The organism is Longispora sp. NPDC051575, assembly GCF_040681875.1.
GTDB lineage: Bacteria > Actinomycetota > Actinomycetes > Mycobacteriales > Micromonosporaceae > Longispora.
In genome coordinates this window covers 573042-588164 of record NZ_JBFAZP010000002.1, presented here as the reverse complement: position 1 = coordinate 588164, position 15123 = coordinate 573042, and the positions used below count along the sequence as shown (strand labels likewise).

General features: G+C 74.7%; 17 protein-coding genes. 8 read left to right on the top strand and 9 right to left on the bottom strand.

Translation table 11 applies throughout. The features are described from left to right. Positions 1–11: 11 nt before the first annotated feature. Genes AB0M43_RS06370 through AB0M43_RS06355 form a run of 4 tightly spaced genes read right to left on the bottom strand, consistent with a single transcriptional unit; the run spans position 12 to position 3053 of the window. Positions 12–749 (bottom strand): Sir2 family NAD-dependent protein deacetylase, encoded by a 738-nt coding sequence (locus tag AB0M43_RS06370; protein ID WP_363721675.1) that lies wholly within the window; start codon positions 747–749, stop codon positions 12–14. After that, positions 746–1456 carry a CE1759 family FMN reductase gene (locus AB0M43_RS06365; protein ID WP_363721673.1) on the bottom strand — a complete coding sequence of 237 codons (711 nt, stop codon included), beginning with the start codon at positions 1454–1456 and terminating at the stop codon, positions 746–748. The genes AB0M43_RS06370 and AB0M43_RS06365 overlap by 4 nt, the downstream gene beginning before the upstream one ends. After that, a complete protein-coding gene (locus AB0M43_RS06360) occupies positions 1453–1893 on the bottom strand; it encodes a MarR family transcriptional regulator (RefSeq protein ID WP_363721671.1) in 441 nt (146 codons plus the stop codon). The genes AB0M43_RS06365 and AB0M43_RS06360 overlap by 4 nt, the downstream gene beginning before the upstream one ends. Then, positions 1893–3053 (bottom strand): LLM class flavin-dependent oxidoreductase, encoded by a 1161-nt coding sequence (locus tag AB0M43_RS06355; RefSeq protein ID WP_363721669.1) that lies wholly within the window; start codon positions 3051–3053, stop codon positions 1893–1895. Before AB0M43_RS06355 ends, AB0M43_RS06360 begins: the two co-directional genes overlap by 1 nt. 195 nt (positions 3054–3248) lie before the next feature. Here AB0M43_RS06355 and AB0M43_RS06350 point away from each other — a divergent pair, with 195 nt between their 5' ends. The 3 genes from AB0M43_RS06350 to AB0M43_RS06340 all read left to right on the top strand — a co-directional run bounded on the left by AB0M43_RS06350 (position 3249) and on the right by AB0M43_RS06340 (position 4472). Continuing rightward, positions 3249–3434: an antitoxin gene (locus AB0M43_RS06350; RefSeq protein WP_363721667.1), complete on the top strand. Its 186-nt coding sequence runs from the start codon at positions 3249–3251 to the stop codon at positions 3432–3434. 226 nt (positions 3435–3660) lie between these two features. Further along, the gene (locus tag AB0M43_RS06345) at positions 3661–3999 is read left to right on the top strand and encodes a metalloregulator ArsR/SmtB family transcription factor (protein ID WP_363721666.1); all 339 of its coding nucleotides are present in this window, start codon (positions 3661–3663) and stop codon (positions 3997–3999) included. Then, entirely contained in the window at positions 3996–4472 is a 477-nt protein-coding gene (locus AB0M43_RS06340) for an SRPBCC domain-containing protein (RefSeq protein ID WP_363721665.1), read from the top strand. Before AB0M43_RS06345 ends, AB0M43_RS06340 begins: the two co-directional genes overlap by 4 nt. A gap of 30 nt (positions 4473–4502) precedes the next feature. On the opposite strand, the gene AB0M43_RS06335 is transcribed toward AB0M43_RS06340, so the two are convergent. Further along, a complete protein-coding gene (locus tag AB0M43_RS06335) occupies positions 4503–5297 on the bottom strand; it encodes a 3-keto-5-aminohexanoate cleavage protein (RefSeq protein ID WP_363721663.1) in 795 nt (264 codons plus the stop codon). Positions 5298–5395: 98 nt separating this feature from the next. Continuing rightward, positions 5396–6019 carry a TetR/AcrR family transcriptional regulator gene (locus tag AB0M43_RS06330; RefSeq protein WP_363721662.1) on the bottom strand — a complete coding sequence of 208 codons (624 nt, stop codon included), beginning with the start codon at positions 6017–6019 and terminating at the stop codon, positions 5396–5398. Positions 6020–6097: 78 nt separating this feature from the next. Between AB0M43_RS06330 and AB0M43_RS06325 the strand changes: the two genes are divergently transcribed. Continuing rightward, positions 6098–7642 (top strand): MFS transporter, encoded by a 1545-nt coding sequence (locus AB0M43_RS06325; RefSeq protein ID WP_363721661.1) that lies wholly within the window; start codon positions 6098–6100, stop codon positions 7640–7642. Between the two features lie 219 nt (positions 7643–7861). Here the strand turns inward: AB0M43_RS06325 and AB0M43_RS06320 are convergent, their stop codons facing one another. Further along, positions 7862–8854: a LysR family transcriptional regulator gene (locus AB0M43_RS06320; RefSeq protein WP_363721660.1), complete on the bottom strand. Its 993-nt coding sequence runs from the start codon at positions 8852–8854 to the stop codon at positions 7862–7864. A gap of 112 nt (positions 8855–8966) precedes the next feature. On the opposite strand from AB0M43_RS06320, the gene AB0M43_RS06315 reads away from it, so the two are divergent. Next, on the top strand, positions 8967–9932 hold the full coding sequence (locus AB0M43_RS06315) for an NADP-dependent oxidoreductase (RefSeq protein ID WP_363721659.1): 966 nt from the start codon (positions 8967–8969) through the stop codon (positions 9930–9932). 199 nt (positions 9933–10131) lie between these two features. Here the strand turns inward: AB0M43_RS06315 and AB0M43_RS06310 are convergent, their stop codons facing one another. Next, positions 10132–11427 carry a protein kinase gene (locus tag AB0M43_RS06310; RefSeq protein ID WP_363721658.1) on the bottom strand — a complete coding sequence of 432 codons (1296 nt, stop codon included), beginning with the start codon at positions 11425–11427 and terminating at the stop codon, positions 10132–10134. Positions 11428–11633: 206 nt separating this feature from the next. Between AB0M43_RS06310 and AB0M43_RS06305 the strand changes: the two genes are divergently transcribed. The 3 genes from AB0M43_RS06305 to AB0M43_RS06295 all read left to right on the top strand — a co-directional run bounded on the left by AB0M43_RS06305 (position 11634) and on the right by AB0M43_RS06295 (position 13487). Continuing rightward, positions 11634–12278 (top strand): TetR/AcrR family transcriptional regulator, encoded by a 645-nt coding sequence (locus AB0M43_RS06305; RefSeq protein WP_363721657.1) that lies wholly within the window; start codon positions 11634–11636, stop codon positions 12276–12278. 29 nt (positions 12279–12307) lie between these two features. Further along, entirely contained in the window at positions 12308–12718 is a 411-nt protein-coding gene (locus tag AB0M43_RS06300) for a hypothetical protein (RefSeq protein ID WP_363721655.1), read from the top strand. Between the two features lie 118 nt (positions 12719–12836). After that, positions 12837–13487 (top strand): MFS transporter, encoded by a 651-nt coding sequence (locus AB0M43_RS06295; protein ID WP_363721653.1) that lies wholly within the window; start codon positions 12837–12839, stop codon positions 13485–13487. Positions 13488–13652: 165 nt separating this feature from the next. Here AB0M43_RS06295 and AB0M43_RS06290 read toward each other — a convergent pair whose 3' ends face one another. Beyond that, positions 13653–15074, bottom strand: a complete 1422-nt coding sequence (locus AB0M43_RS06290; protein WP_363721651.1) for an MFS transporter — start codon at positions 15072–15074, stop codon at positions 13653–13655. Positions 15075–15123: the final 49 nt, after the last annotated feature.

Sequence of the window (15123 nt, the reverse complement as noted above, 5' to 3'; positions counted from 1 at the left end):
CCCCGGCTCACTCACTCCCCGGCCAGCAGCCGCCGCACCAGCGCCGGGACGGCCTCCTCGATCGGTTCGCGGATCACCTCGGCGGCGAGCGCGTCGTACGGGGTCGGTTCCCCGTTCACGACGATCAGCCGGGCGCCTTCCTTCAGGGCGATCAGCGGGAGGGCCGCCGCCGGGTACACCTGGAGGCTGCTGCCGATCGCGAGGAACACGTCGCACGCCCGCGCGATGATCTCGGCCTGCCCGATCACCGTCGGGTCGAGCGGCTCGCCGAACATCACCGTGCAGGGCCGCAGCACGCCCCCGCAGGCCCGGCACGCCGGATCGTCCTCGCCGGCGGTGACCCGGGCGAGCGCCTCGGCCATGCCGCCGCGGTCCCCGCACCCCGCGCACCGCACCTCGGCGGCGGTGCCGTGCAGCTCGAGCACCTTGTGCGCCGGAAGCCCCGAGCGCTGGTGCAGCCCGTCGACGTTCTGGGTGAGCACCCGGACCGGCAGCCCGCCGCGTTCCAGTTCGACGAGGGCCAGGTGTCCGGCGTTGGGCCGGGCGGCGTGCGCCCCGATGTCGAGCCGCATCCGCCAGGCCCGGCGCCGGACCTCCGGCTCGGCCAGGTAGGGGCCGATCGTCACGAGCCGCTCCGCCGTCGGGTCCTGTCGCCAGACGCCCCGCGGGCCACGGTAGTCGGGGATGCCGGAGGCGGTGGAGATGCCGGCACCGGTCAGGACGGCGATCATGGGGCGCTGGGCGGTCATGCCGACGAACGTACGGCGGCCGGCCCGTCGCCGCCACCGGATACCCGCGCCGAGCCGCCCGTGGCCAGCCGCATCAGGTCCGAGTCGAGGGCGATGGACACCTCGGTGCCGCCCGCGCCGCCGAACTCGTGCTGGTAGGAGTGCCAGGACTCGTCGCGTACCGCCCGGGCGAAGCCGCTCTCCATCAGCAGGACCAGTTCGAACGCGGCCCGGTCGAGGCGCCGGCCCAGTTCGGGGGCGTTCTGGTCCTCCGGCGCGGCGAACACCGACGTCGGCACGGTCAGGGCCCGCAGGTACGCGAACAGGGACCGGAGCTGCTCGTCGACGACCAGCGAGTGCCGGGCGGTGCCGGCGGTCGCGGCGACGATCACCGGTTTGGCGATCAGCAGGTCGCTGTCGAGGATCTGGAAGAACGACGTCAGCAGGCCGCTGGCGCCGGCGGCGTAGACCGGGGTGCTGACGACGAGGCCGTCGGTGTCGGCGAGCGCGGCGACGGCCTGCCGCAGTTTCGGGCCCTGGATCCGCGACACCACGGCCGCGGTGATCTCGGTGGCCAGTTCCCGCAGGTCGACGACGGTGACCACCGTGTCGTGGCCGCGCCGTCCGGCGAGCGCGGTGACCCGCTGGGAGATCCGGTCGGCGAGCATCCGGGTCGAGGACGGGTCGCTGGCTCCGGCGGAGACGACGGTCAGGCGGTACGAGGTCATTCCGGGTTCCTCCGGGCGAGTTTGCGGCACAGGGTCTCCAGCTGGCCGAGTTCGGCGGGGCTGAGCCTGCTGGTGACGGCGCGGGCGACGCTGCGGGCGTGCTGGCGGCCGATCGTGCGTTGGGTGTCCCGGCCGAGGGCGGTGAGGGACACCAGGACGACGCGGCCGTCCGACGGGTCGGGGGCGCGCTCGACGAGGCCCTGCTCGGCCAGCCGGTCCACGAGGCGGGACAGGGCCGGCTGGCTGAGCAGGACGTGCCGGTGCAGTTCGGTGACGCTGATCGGCGCCGGGCACTTGGACAGGGTGTACGCGACGTCGTACTCCCGCATGCTCAGCTCCTGCCAGGTCCGCTCGGCGGCGAACTCCTTCATGAGCGTGGCGTGCGCGGCCATCAGCGCCTCCCAGGCGGTGTTGGCCAGCCGGGTCCCGCCGGCCATCAGGACTCCGAATCCTGGTACGGCGACGAGCCCGTCACGTTGTCGCCCCGGTTGGCGCGGGGGCGGTTCTGGCGCGGCTCCCCGTCGCCGTAGGCGGTCCGGACCCGGTCGGCGTGCGTCGGCGCTTCGGCGACCCCGGGAGCGCGGCGGGCGGCGAGCTCCTTGCGCAGGACCGGCACGACCTCCTCGCCGAGCAGGTCGAGCTGGTTCAGCACGGTCTTCAGCGGCAGGCCGGCGTGGTCGAGCAGGAACAGCTGGCGCTGGTAGTCGCCGAAGTGCTCGCGGAACGTCAGCGTCTTGTCGATGACCTCCTGCGGGCTGCCGACGGACAGCGGGGTCTGCGCCATGAAGTCCTCCATCGACGGACCGTGCCCGTAGACCGGGGCCTCGTCGAAGTACGGCCGGAACTCGCGGATCGCGTCCTGGGACCGGCGGGCGATGAACGCGTGCCCGCCGAGGCCGACGACGGCCTGCTGCGGCGTGCCGTGCCCGTGGTGGGCGAAGCGCTGCCGGTAGAACTCGATCAGGCGGACGTAGTGCTCCTTCGGCCAGAAGATGTTGTTGGCGAAGAACCCGTTGCCGTAGTACGCGGCCTGTTCGGCGATCTCGGGCGTGCGGATCGAGCCGTGCCAGACGAACGGCGGCACCCCGTCGAGCGGGCGCGGCGTGGACGTGAAGCCCTGTAACGGCGTGCGGTACTTGCCCTCCCAGTCGACGACGTCCTCGCGCCACAGCCGGTGCAGCAGGTTGTAGTTCTCCAGCGCCAGCGGCAGGCCCTCGCGCAGGTCCTGGCCGAACCACGGGTACACCGGCGCGGTGTTGCCCCGGCCCAGCATCAGGTCCATCCGGCCCTTCGCCAGGTGCTGGAGCATCGCGTACTCCTCGGCGAGCCGGACGGGGTCGTTCGTGGTGATCAGGGTCGTCGCCGTCGACAGGATCAGCTTCTCGGTGCTCGCCGCGATGTACGCCAGCAGCGTCGTCGGGGACGAGGAGAAGAACGGGGGATTGTGGTGCTCGCCGATCGCGAACACGTCCAGCCCGACCTCCTCGGTCTTCTTCGCGATCCGCACGACCGCGTCGATCCGCTCCGCCTCGCTCGGGGTCGAACCCGAGACCGGGTCGCGGGTGATGTCGCTCACGGAGAACACGCCGAACTGCACTGTGTACCTGCTTCCCACGTGCCGGTGGCGCCGGCAGCTATATGCGTTTGCATACTCCTCAACACGGGGGCGCGGAGATTATTCCGGGTACCGGCCGGGCCGGGTCGCCAGCCGCCTGAACTACCATCGTCTGCGCAGCCCAGGCACGTTCCGCCCGGGCTGGCGCGCCATTCCACCGAGTACCGGGAGCACGGCATGGGCTTCGAAGACCTCACCAAGAAGGCTACGGACTTCCTCAACACCGACCAGGGCGAGCAGGTCAGCGACAAGGCGCTCGACGGCGCGGCCGACCTGGCCAAGAAGCTCTCCGACGGCAAGTTCGGCGACCAGATCGACGGCGCGCGCAACGCCGCCGACGGCGCCATCGGCAACAACAGCTGAAGCACGCCCGCCGCGCCCGTCCGAGCACCGCCCGGGCGGGCGCGGTCGCGTCCCGGGGCTGCGTGGGCCGTTCCGTGGCGCGGTCGTGTCACGGGGCCGCGCGGGCCGCTTCGGATCCCCGGCCGAGCCGCCTGCCGGGTCGCTGTCGGGCCCTTCTCGGGCGCTGGCGGGGCGGTAGATACTTTGCCCTTGCGCTAAGTGTCGGCCCGGGGTAATACTTAGCCTTGTGGCACAGTATCTGGCGGAACTCGACGGCGTGTTCGTCGCCCTCGCCGACCCGACCCGGCGCGGGGTCATCCGGCGCCTCGGCCGTGGTCCGACGAGTGTCAGTGACCTCGCCCGCGAGTTCCCGATGACCCTTCCCTCCTTCATGAAGCACCTGCGGACCCTCGAGGCCAATGGCCTGATCCGCACGGCCAAGTCCGGCCGGGTGCGCACGTGCGTCCTCAACCGGGAACGCCTCGCGGTCCTCGACGACTGGCTCGCCGAGCAGCGCCGGGTCTGGGAGGAGCGCACCGACCGGCTCGAGGACTTCCTCACCGACACCAGGGAGAACCGACCATGAACCCCGACCTGGACCTGACCGTGGAGCGGATCGTCCGCGCCCCCCGCGCGGCCGTCTGGAACGCCTGGACCGACCCGGCGAGCTTCGCGCGGTGGTGGCTCCCGGCCCCCACCCTGTGCCGCGTCGACCGCCTGGAGGTCCGGCCCGGCGGCGGGCTCGTGACCCGGCTCAGCGAGGACGGGGTGGAGTACCTCCCGCACCTCGACGCGTGCTTCCTCGTCGTGGAGGAGCTGGAGCGGATCGTGTTCACCAACGCGGTCGACGGCGGCTGGCGACCCGCGAGCCCGGCCCCGGTCGCCATGACGGCGGAGATCACCCTGGGCGACCATCCGGACGGCACGGACTACCGGGTCGTCGTCCGGCACGGCGACCCCGCCGCCCGGGCCCTGCACGAGAAGCTCGGCTTCGCCGAGGGCTGGGGCACGGTCACCGGACAGCTCGCCCGGATCGCCGAAGCCCACGGCGGGCGCTGACGGGCGCTCCGGCCCACCGCCGGCTGGACGTCACCGACCGGGCCGGCTCGCTTCCTCGTTGCCTCCGGGGCTGGGCCGCTGTGCGGTCCAGGTGGCCAGGGCGAGCCGCACGAGCTCGGCGTTGCCTGCGACCGGTGCACCATCGGGGTCCGTGGTGGTGTCCTCCAGGCCGATCCGGGTGGCCAGGCCGAGCTGTCCGGCGAGCGCCACCAGGGGCCAGGTGGCCTCGTCCTCGCCGTGCAGGAGGCGTGGTCCCGGGCAGTCGAGCGCTTCGAGTCGGTCGAGCACGGCCGTGGCCGCGGCCGGGGCGGCGTCCCGGGGCGTTCCGATGATCTCGACGAGGACGCGCAGGCACCGCCCGGCCAGCCCCGACCCGGCCAGGGCGTCGGCGTCGGCGGTCGACCACACGCCGGCCTCGACGGCGACGCCGAGGGACCACAGGGTCAGCGCCAGCGGGCCGAAGCCCGGTTCGCTGAGGTTGACCGACGCGAAGTCGGGCCGACGGGACGCGGGCAGCCGCGACCACCCCGCCACCGCGTCCAGGCGCGCGCCGGGGTCGTGTCCGGCGATCCACAGACCCGTGGAGACCCCGACGGGTACGTCCGGGCAGGCCCGGCGGATCGCGCCGACCGCCGCGCCGATGTCGGGCGCCGCCAGCGTTTCGGCGCCGTGCCCGTCCCTCGGGTGCACGTGCACGGCCTCGGCACCGGCCGCCGTCGCGGAGGTGGCGGCCGCCGCCAACTGAGCCGGGGTCACCGGCACCGCCGGGTGCTCGGCGACGCGCCGACCGCCGTTGAGGCAGGCCTTGACCCGTTCGATCCGCATGGCCCCATCGTCGCACTCCGCCCGTGACCGGGCGAAAGGTCGGCCGGGCCACTCGCCCGCCACGTCCCACCCGGGGCGGGCTCCCGTCGCCGGACCGCTCAGGCGCTGATCCGGGCCAGCCGCAGCACCAGCTGCTCCACCCCGTCGTCGGGTGGCCACGGGAAGAAGGGGATGTTGGCCCGCAGGACGACCTGGCCGTGCAGGGCCGTCCAGATCAGCACCGCGTCGGCGAACGGGTCGGTGCTGGCCGAGCGGCCGGCCTCCGCGCACCGGGTCACGCCGTCGACGAGCAGGTCGAACCCGCCGAGGAACTCCGGGCCCTTGCCGTCGTCGTCCGCCAGTTCCGCCTTCTGCCGGGCGAAGCCGAACAGCACCTGGTAGCGGGCGGACTCCCGGGTGCTGTGGTCGACGTAGGCGGCGCAGCCGGCGAGGAGCCGGTCCACGGGGTCGGTGTGCTCGGCGGTCGCGGTGCGCACCGCCTCGGCGAGCTGCTCCAGTGCCTCCTCGACCACTGCGGCGATGATCGCGTCGCGGTCGGCGAAGTGGGAGTAGATCGACGGGGCCGAGATGCCCACCTCGCGGGCCACCGACCGCAGCGTCACGGCCTCGTCGGAGCCCGTCCGCACGATCAGTGCCGTCGCGGCGCTGAGGATCTCGCCGCGCAGCCGCCCGCCCTCGCCGCGCGGGTTGCGGTGCCGGCCGGCCGTCTCGGACGTCTTCACCGTCGTGACTTTACACCTGTTAGTCGAAGAGCTAGCCTAACGACTGTTAGTTAACACTCGTAAGGTTAGGAGCCCCCGATGCCGCTCGACCAGGAATCCGGACACCCCCGCCGTTGGCCAGCGCTGGCCGTACTCTGCGCCTCGCTCGTCATCACCACCATCGACAACACCGTGCTCAACACGGCCCTGCCGGCCCTCGCCCGCGCGCTGAGCGCCTCGACGGCCGACCTGCAGTGGATCAACAACTCCTACACCCTGGTGTTCGCCTCGATGCTGATCGTGGCCGGCGGCCTCGGCGCCCGGTTCGGTCACCGCCGGGCCCTGGTCGGCGGCCTCGTGGTCTTCGCCGCCGGCTCGGTTGCCGCCGCGACCGCGACCGGCACCGGCCAGCTCATCGGGTACCGGGCGGTGATGGGCCTCGGCGCCGCGCTCATCATGCCGGCGACCCTGTCGATGATCGTGGCGCTGTTCGGCCCCCGGGAACGCCCGAAGGCCATCGCGATCTGGTCGGCGACCGCCGGGATCGGCATCGTGGTCGGCCCGGTCCTCGGCGGGGTGCTCCTGGAACACTTCTCCTGGAGCAGCGCGTTCTGGATCAACGTCCCGCTGGTCGGGCTGGCCCTCGTCGCGGCCCTGACCCTGATCCCCGCCCTGCCGGGCCACCGGGGCGGCCGGTTCGACGTGCCGGGCCTGCTGCTGTCGACCGCCGGCCTGGCGGCGCTCGTCGACGCGATCGTGCACGGCCCCGAACGCGGCTGGCTCTCGACCACCTCGCTCGCCGAGGCCGGCGCGGCGGCGGTACTGCTGACCGCGTTCGCCCTGTGGGAACTGCGCGCCGCACACCCCATGGTGGACATCAGGGTCTTCGGCAACCCGGCCTTCAGCGTCGCCAGCCTCACCCTCGCCGTCACGTTCTTCGCGCTGTTCGGCGCGCTGTTCGTCTACACCCAGTACCTGCAGCTCGTGCACGGGTACAGCCCGTTGCAGGCCGGGCTCGGCGCGCTCCCGTTCGCCCTGTCCATGGCGGCGACGGCCGGGACCAGTGCCCTGGTGGCGGCGCGGCTGGGCGTCCGGTACACGATCGGAGCCGGGCTGGTGACGATGGCCGTCGGGCTGGGCGGGGTGTCCCTGACCACGGTGGGTACCCCGTTCTGGGTCCTGGCCCTCACCATGGGCGTCACCGGGGCAGGCATGGGCCTGATCATGGCCCCGGCCAGCGAGGCCACCATCGCGGCGACGCCCCCGGACCGGGCCCACACGGTCAGCTCGATCAACGGCGTGGTCCGCGAGCTCGGCGGCGTCCTGGGCATCGCCGTCGTGGGCAGCGTCGTGTCCGCCGTCTACCGCGCCCGGCTCGCCGGGGACCTGCCCGCCGCCCCCGCCCGGGCCACCGAGGACCTGACCGCCGCGCACGTCCTCGCCGGTCACCTGCCCCCGGCCTCCGGCGCCGAGCTGCTCACCGCCGCCGACCGCGCGTTCACGGCCGCGATGGGGCAGGGCGCGCTGGTGTGCGCCGGCATCGCCCTGGTCGGCGCGCTCGCGACCCTGCGGTGGCTCGGTCGCCCGTCCCGCGCCGCCGTCGTCGAGCCCGCGCCCCGGGCGGAGCACCAGCCCGTGTCCTGACACGTTGCGGGACGCATCGCCGGGTGTCGGCGCGTTCGGGGACCGGAACGCGGGGTCCGGAGGATCCGGTGCGCGGCCACTGTCCACCCCACTGGTCGCCGGTGCGCGAAAGCGCCGGGCCGGTAGTTCCCCAAACAGATGGTGCGCGACCGCGCCGGGCCGGTGGTTCCCCAAGCAGATGGTGCGCGACCGCGCCGGCCCGGCAGTTCCCCGAGAAGGTCAGGTCGTAGGGGCGTGCGCGCCGCCGGCCCGCGATCCCGTCGGGCGCGGGCCGGCCGTGAGCGGCCGGAGGGCGTCCCGGAGCCGGTCGCGGAGCCACCGCGAGGCGGGGTCGTCGTGGACCCGGCGGTGCCAGCGCAGCTCCACGTCGGCGGTGGGCAGGTCGACGGGCACCTCGTGGTACCGGAGGGGGACGCCCCGCCCGACCAGGTGCGCGGCGATCACCCGGGGCACGAGGCAGACGACGTCGTCCTCCAGGGCCATCAGCGCGCCCACGGCGTAGGAGGGCACGACCGCCGCGACGCGCCGGGACCGCCCGACCTGTTCCAGGGCGGCGTCGAGCGGGCCCCGGGCGAGGCCCCGGCGCGAGGCGGAGACGTGCGGATGGCGGCACAGGTCGTCGAGGGTCAGGCGCGGCGCCCGGCCCAGCTCCGAGTCGGCGGCGACGACGGCGACGAAGCGGTCGGTGAACAACGGGGAGCTGTGCACGTCGGGTGGCGGGGGATTGCCGACCGCGACGTCCAGGTCGATCGAGCCGTCGCGCAGCGGGTCGGGTTCCTCGGAGTCCTGGCCGAGGAACCGCAGCCGGACCCCGGGTGCCTCGCCCGCGATCCGGCGGGTGAGGCGCGGGGCGATGACGGGCACGAGGGCGTCGTTGAGGCGGATCGTGAACGTGCGCCGCCAGGATCCCGGGTCGCTGTCGGTGGGGTCGGTGCGCAGCCGGTCCGCCGCGTCGAGCAGTGCCCTGACCGTGGCGGCCGAGCGCAGGGCGAACGGGGTGGGGACCAGGCCGCGGCCCGCCCGTACCAGGATGGGGTCGTTCATCGCCCGCCGCAGGCGGCCCAGCGCCCGGCTGGTCGCCGGCGCGGACAGGTGCAGGCGCGCGGCGGCCTTCGCGACGCTGCCGGTGTCCATCAGCGCGTCGAACACGCGCAACAGGTTGAGGTCCAGCTCCTCCGCCACCCGGTACCCCCATTCATGCGTTCGACGCACTTAATCGCTACCAACAGTGCACTGGGCATTATGCCGGAGCGGTTCGATACTGGTTCCCAGGAGCCCCCGATCGATCGCGGGGCACGCATTCCACCACGTCAGGAGTTCAGCAATGCCCAGAATCGTGCGTCCGACCGCCTACGGCACGCCCGACGTGCTCGCCGTGACCGAGGTGCCGACCCCGCGCGCGGCCGCCGACAGGGTGGTCGTCGAGGTCCGCGCCGCGGGGGTCAACCCGATCGACTGGAAGCTCTACAGCGGGGCCTTCCACCAGGTGGCCGACGACCACCGGGACGCCGCCGGGACCGCCGCCGCGATGCCCTCGCTCGGCCTGGAGTGCGCGGGCGTCGTCACCGAGGTCGGCCCGGACGTGACCGGCGTGCGGGTCGGCGACGAGGTCATCGTGTACCCGGTGACCGCCGCCTACGCCGACTACGTCACCGCCCCGGCCACCTCTGTCCTCCCCAAGCCCGCCGGCCTCGGCTGGGCCGAGGCCGGGTCGCTGATCCTGACCGGCACCACCGCCGTCCACGCGCTGCACGCCGCCGGGGTGGCCGCCGGGGACACCGTGCTCGTGCACGGCGGGTCCGGCGGGGTCGGCCTGATGGCCGTGCAACTGGCCACCGCCACGGGGGCGACGGTGATCGCCACCGCCGCCGACCGCAACCACGCGCTGCTGCGCGAACTCGGCGCCGTCCCCGTCGCCTACGGGCCCGGGTTGGCCGACCGGGTGCGCGCCGCCGCACCCGGGGGTGTCCACGCGGCGGTGGACCTCGCCGGTACCGACGAGGCGCTCGACGTCTCCCTCGCCCTGGTGGCCGACCGCACCCGGATCGCCTCGATCACCGGGTCCTCGCCGCTCCGGGCCACGGCCGGCGTCCGGCTGCTCGGCTACGGCCCCGGGGAGGACCCGGGCGCCGAACTCCGGGACGCCGCCCGGGGTGAGCTCGTCGACCTCGCCGGATCCGGGGCGCTGCGCGTCATCGTCGACCTGACGTTTCCGCTGGCCGAGGCCGCGAAGGCGCACGAGGTCGGCATCGCCGGGCACGCCCCCGGCAAGCTCGTGCTCATTCCCTGAGCGGACCCGGGCGACAGTGCTCGGGCGGTGCGGGCCGGCGTCCGGTGCCGGTCGTCCCGGGAGCAACGGCGCCGGTCGTCCGGGACCTACGGCCGGCTGTCCCCGGGAGCAACGTCGCCGGTCGTCCGGGACCTACGTCGCCGGTCGTCCGGGACCTACGGCTGGTCGTCCCGGGAGCTGGGTGCGGTCGTTCCGGGAGCTAGGCGGGCGCGCCCGGGCGGCCGACCGGTGACGGCGTCCCGGCGGCCGGCGCGGGAGAACCGTCGGGTGTCCTCGGTGGCTCCGTCGGCTCCGGCCCCGTGGTGGGCTCCCCGGTGGGCGGTTGCGCGGTCGGCGACGCCGACGGCCCGGCACTCGCCGACGGCACCGCCGAGGGCACGACCGTCGGGCTGGGGACGGCCGACGGCGACGGGCCGACGCCGGACGACCGGGTGGGGAAGGGCGCGGATCCCGTCCCGCCGCTCACCACCGGCACCGGCACCGGCGAACCGGACGGCGCCACGGACACCGGCGTCCCCGACGGGGCGCCCCCGGTCGGCCCGCCGTCCCGGGACACCGCCAGCAGCAGCGCGCCCACCGCCGCCAGGGCCACGACCCCGGCCCCGACGAGTACCGCGCCGCGCCGCCGACCGCCCTCGACCCGGGTGGCCCCGGACAGTGCCGCGGTGGCCTCCGTTCCGATGGCGAGCAGCGCGGACCGGACCTCCCCGGCGGTCGCGGGCCGCGCGGCCGGGTCCTTGGCCAGCAGCCCCGCGACGAGGTCGTCCAGGGCGGCCGGCACCCCGGGCACGGTCGCCGACAGCGGGGGCGGGACCGTCGTGACGTGCTGGTGCACCACGCCCAGCGGGGTGTCGGCCGTGAACGGCGGGCCCCCGCTGACCATCGCGTAGAGGACGGCGCCCAGCGCGTACAGGTCCGTCAGGCCGTCGACCGGCCGGCCGGTGGCCTGCTCGGGCGCGAGGTAGTCGCTGCTGCCGATGATCATGCCGGCGGCGGTCAGGGCTTCCTCGGTGACGTCGGTCTGCCGGAGGCGGGCGATCCCGAAGTCGCAGATCTTCGCCACGCCGGTCGTGGTGAGCAGGATGTTGGCGGGTTTGATGTCGCGGTGCACCACCCCGGCGGTGTGGGCCGCAGCCAGCCCTTCGCACAGTTGGACGGCGATCCGCACGGCCTCGGGGACGGACAGCGGCCCGTCGGCCAGCCGGGTGGCGAGGCTGTCGCCGTCGACGAGTTCCAGCACCAGGTACGGAACCCCGGCCTCGCTGCCCGTGTCCCAGACCCCGACGATGTTCGGGTGCGACAGCGAGGCCACGGTGCGGGCCTCGCGTTCGAAGCGTTTCAGTGTCGTCGGCCCGAAGACGTCGGCCTTGTCGAGGATCTTCACGGCGACGGACCGCCCGAGCCGCAGGTCCGTCGCGCGCCACACGCAGGCCATGGCGCCCCGGCCGAGCTCTTCCTCGACACGGTAGCGACCGCCCAGCAGCCCGGGGTTCATGTCATAAGGATGCCCCGCCGGAGACCGGGAGAAACGCCCAGCCCCAGATGGGTACCGGCGCGGCCGTCTCCTCCGCCGCCCCGGCCACCCCCAAACCGCCGGATCGAGACGGGTACCGGCCACCCTGGGCCCGTCTCGACACCCGGCCACGGGCAGTCCGGGGGTGGCGCCGATTAACGATACGGTACGTCGTGTAGCGTAAAGCCATGGTGAACGACAGCGCCGCCGCCCAGCCGCCGCCCGCCCACGGCTCCGGGCCGACGGGGCGCGGGCGCCCCCGGGACGGGCGGGTCGACGAGGCCATCGCCGCCGCGACCCGCGCACTCCTCGTGGAGGTCGGCTACCCGGGCACGTCGCTGGAGTCGGTGGCCCGCCGCGCCGGAGTGGCCCGGACCTCCATCTACCGGCGCTGGCCCAGCAAGGCCCACCTGGTCTACGAGACCGTCTTCACCAGCGTCGGCCCGCGGACGGTCCCGGACACCGGCGACCTGGAGGCCGACCTCCGCACCCTGGTGCGCGCCATGATCGCCGAGTTCGGCACCCCGGCGGCGGTCGCGGCCGCCGCCGGGGTGCTGGCCGACTTCGGCGCCGACGAGGGGTTCCGCACCGTCGTCCGGGAACAGTTCCTGGCGCCGGTCAAACAGGCCGTGGAGCTGGTGCTGCGCTCCGCCGCCGCGCGCGGGGAACTGGGGGACTCGGTCCCGGTCGACACGATCAGTGAGGCCCTCGGCGGTGCGGTGTTCTTCCGTTGCGTGGTCCTGGGCGAACCCGCCGACCCGGGTACCGCCGAGGACCTGGTGCGTCTGGTCCTCGACGGCGCCCGCGCCCCGGGGCCGCGACCGTCCCGCTAGCAGCCACCCACACCCACCGGAGGAACTCCATGCCCGTCGCCGTCGCCCCGACCCGTCGCTGGCCGCTGTGGGTGGCCGCCGCGCTCGCCGCCGCCATCACCGCGCTCCACGTGTTCGGGGGTACCCCCGAGTTCGTCGACCCGCTGCTCGCCTCCGGCCTCGACGCGCCGACCCGGCAGCTGTTCCGTGTGCTGTGGCACGTGTCCACCCTGGTCCTCGCGTCCCTGCCCGTGGCCCTGTTCTGGGCCGCCCGCGCCGACCGGACCCTCGCCCGCCCGGTACTCCTCTACACCTGGTTCCTCGCGGCCACCTTCACCGTGGTGTTCCTCACCGTGAACCTGGCCGCCTTCGGCCCGGCGGTGTTCACCCTGCCCCAGTGGACGCTGTTCGTCCCGCTGCTGGTCCTGATCCCCCTGGCCCGGCTCCGGCCCCGCGCCTGAGGCATCGGGGGAGCGGGCGGTCCGCCGTGTCCGCCAGCGGCGGGGACCGGGGCCGGCCTCCGATGAGGAAGGTCACGCGCACCCGCCGGGGTGGCACCGCGCCCGTATCCTCTGCGGGATGACGCAGCCCTTCCCCACCGCCCCGCACCAGCCCGCCCCGAGCCCCGGCCCCGGCCCCCGGCCCGCCTGGCTGCTGATCGGGCCGACGATCGCCGCGTCGCTCGGCGCGTTCCTGGCCCTCGTCACCGTCGGGCCGGAATGGACCGCGATCCAGCGCGACCTGGCCCTGGCGAACTCGGTGCTCGCCCTGGTGCTGGTCGCCTACCTGCTGCCGGCGATCCTGGCCGCCGGGGTCGGCGCCCTGGTCGGCTGGCGGTGGCCGACCTCCGTCGCGGTGCCCGCGAGCGTGCTCCTCATGCTCGGAGCCCTCCTGACCGCCTTCGCCCCCGACAGCGTCCTGCTGCTGGTCGGCCGCGCGGTGACCGGGCTGGGGGCCGGTCTGGCCTGGGGCGTCACGGGCGCGCTGGTCGCGCGGATGGCGCGCCGCGGGGTGCTGGCGGCCGTCGTCGCGGGCGCGGTGCTGGTGGCGCTGGTGCTCGGGCCGGTGGTCGGGGCGGTCACGGAGCAGTTGGCCAGCTGGCGGTTGCCTTTCCTGCTGGCTCTGCCGGTCGGGATCGTGGCGCTGCTGATCGCGGCGGTGGGCGGCATCGTCCTGCTGACGGGCCGCGCGTCCCGGCCGACCCCGCCGCAGACCAGACCGTCGGTCTGACCCGGCACCCGACCACTCTCGACCAGGGCCGGGCCACCCTCGACCAGGGCCGGACCACCCTCGGCCAGGGCCCGACCGCCTTCGACCAGGGCTGGGCCGGCCACTGTCGGCCACCCGGCCGGCCACGGCCAGGGCATGGGCGGCGCGGGAGTCGGCCGGCGCGGCTCAACGGGCCCGGAGCCTGCCCACGATCGCCGCCACCGTCAGTGCCAGCGCGCACTCCACGGCCACCCCGGTCAGCGTGGCGGCCCGCCACCGGCCCGGATCCCCGCCGGTCCCGACGATCGCGAACAGCACCGACCCGAGGACCGACGCGCCCAGGGCCAGGCCGATCTGCAACGCGGTGGACAGCACCCCGCCCGCCAGTCCGGCCCGCTCGGCGGGCAACCCCGCCAGGACCAACCCGACGAGGGGTACGAGCAGAGCCGCCCACCCTGCCCCGGCCACGGCCAACGGCAGCGCGGCCCCGAGCACGGTCACCCGGTCCGACAGCGCGACGACCGCCCCGAAACCGGCGAGCCCCACCGCGAAGGTCACGGCGCCGACGACGAGCAGCCGGGTGCCGTACCGGGCGACCAGGCGGCCGGTGCACACCGCCACCCCGAGGAACGCCAGGGTGCACGGGCCCATGGCCAGCCCGGCCCCGACCGGGGTGAACCCGTGGCCGACCTGCAGGGTGATCGCCGTGGTGAACAGGAAGCCGCCGATACACGACGCGAACAGGGTGACCGCCACCAGGGCCCGGCGGGCGGCCGGCAGGCGCAGCAGCGAGGGCGGCAGGAGCGGCGTACCCCCCGAGGCCTCTGACCTGTGTTGGGAGACGGCGAACGCGATCCCGACCGGGACGGCGCCGGCCAGGCACAGCCACGTCCACAGTGGCCAGCCGTCGGCCCGGCCCAGGGTCGCCGGCACCAGGACGAGGGCGATGGCGACCGCCAGGAACACCGCGCCGCGCACGTCGACCCGGGGCGCCGAGTCCGACCGGGTCTCCGGGACCAGCCGCCGGCAGAGCAGCAGGGCCAGGACGCCGACCGGCACGTTGACCAGGAACAACGGCCGCCAGGACAGCCCGGCGACGTCGGCGGACAGCAACCAGCCGCCGAACACCTGGCCGACCGCGCCCGCCGCGCCGATCACGGCCCCGAACACGCCGACCGCGCGTTGCCGCTCCGCGCCGGAGAAGCCCGCCTGGATCGCGGCCAGGACCTGCGGGAACATCAGCGCCGCCGCCAGGCCCTGCGCCACCCGGAACCCGATCAGCGCGGCCGTGGACGGCGCGAGTCCGCAGCCGGTGGACATCAGGGTGAAGGCCAGCATGCCGACCATGAACAGCCGCCGCCGGCCGAACCGGTCCCCGAGCCGGCCGCCCGCGACGAGCGCGCAGGCGTACGCGACGCCGTAGCCGGACACCGTGAGTTCCAGCTCCGCCGGGCCGGCGCGCAGGGAGCCGCCGATGCTGGGCAGGGCCACGTTGACGATGAAGGCGTCCAGCACCGGCAGGAACGCGCCGGTCAGCAGGACGGGAAGGGCCCGCCACGGGGCGGGACGGGTCGCGGACGGACCCGACAGGACACTCGTGATCGCCATGATCTGGACTCTGGTGCCGGGCGCCACCTGGTACCAAGTGCGTGCCGAT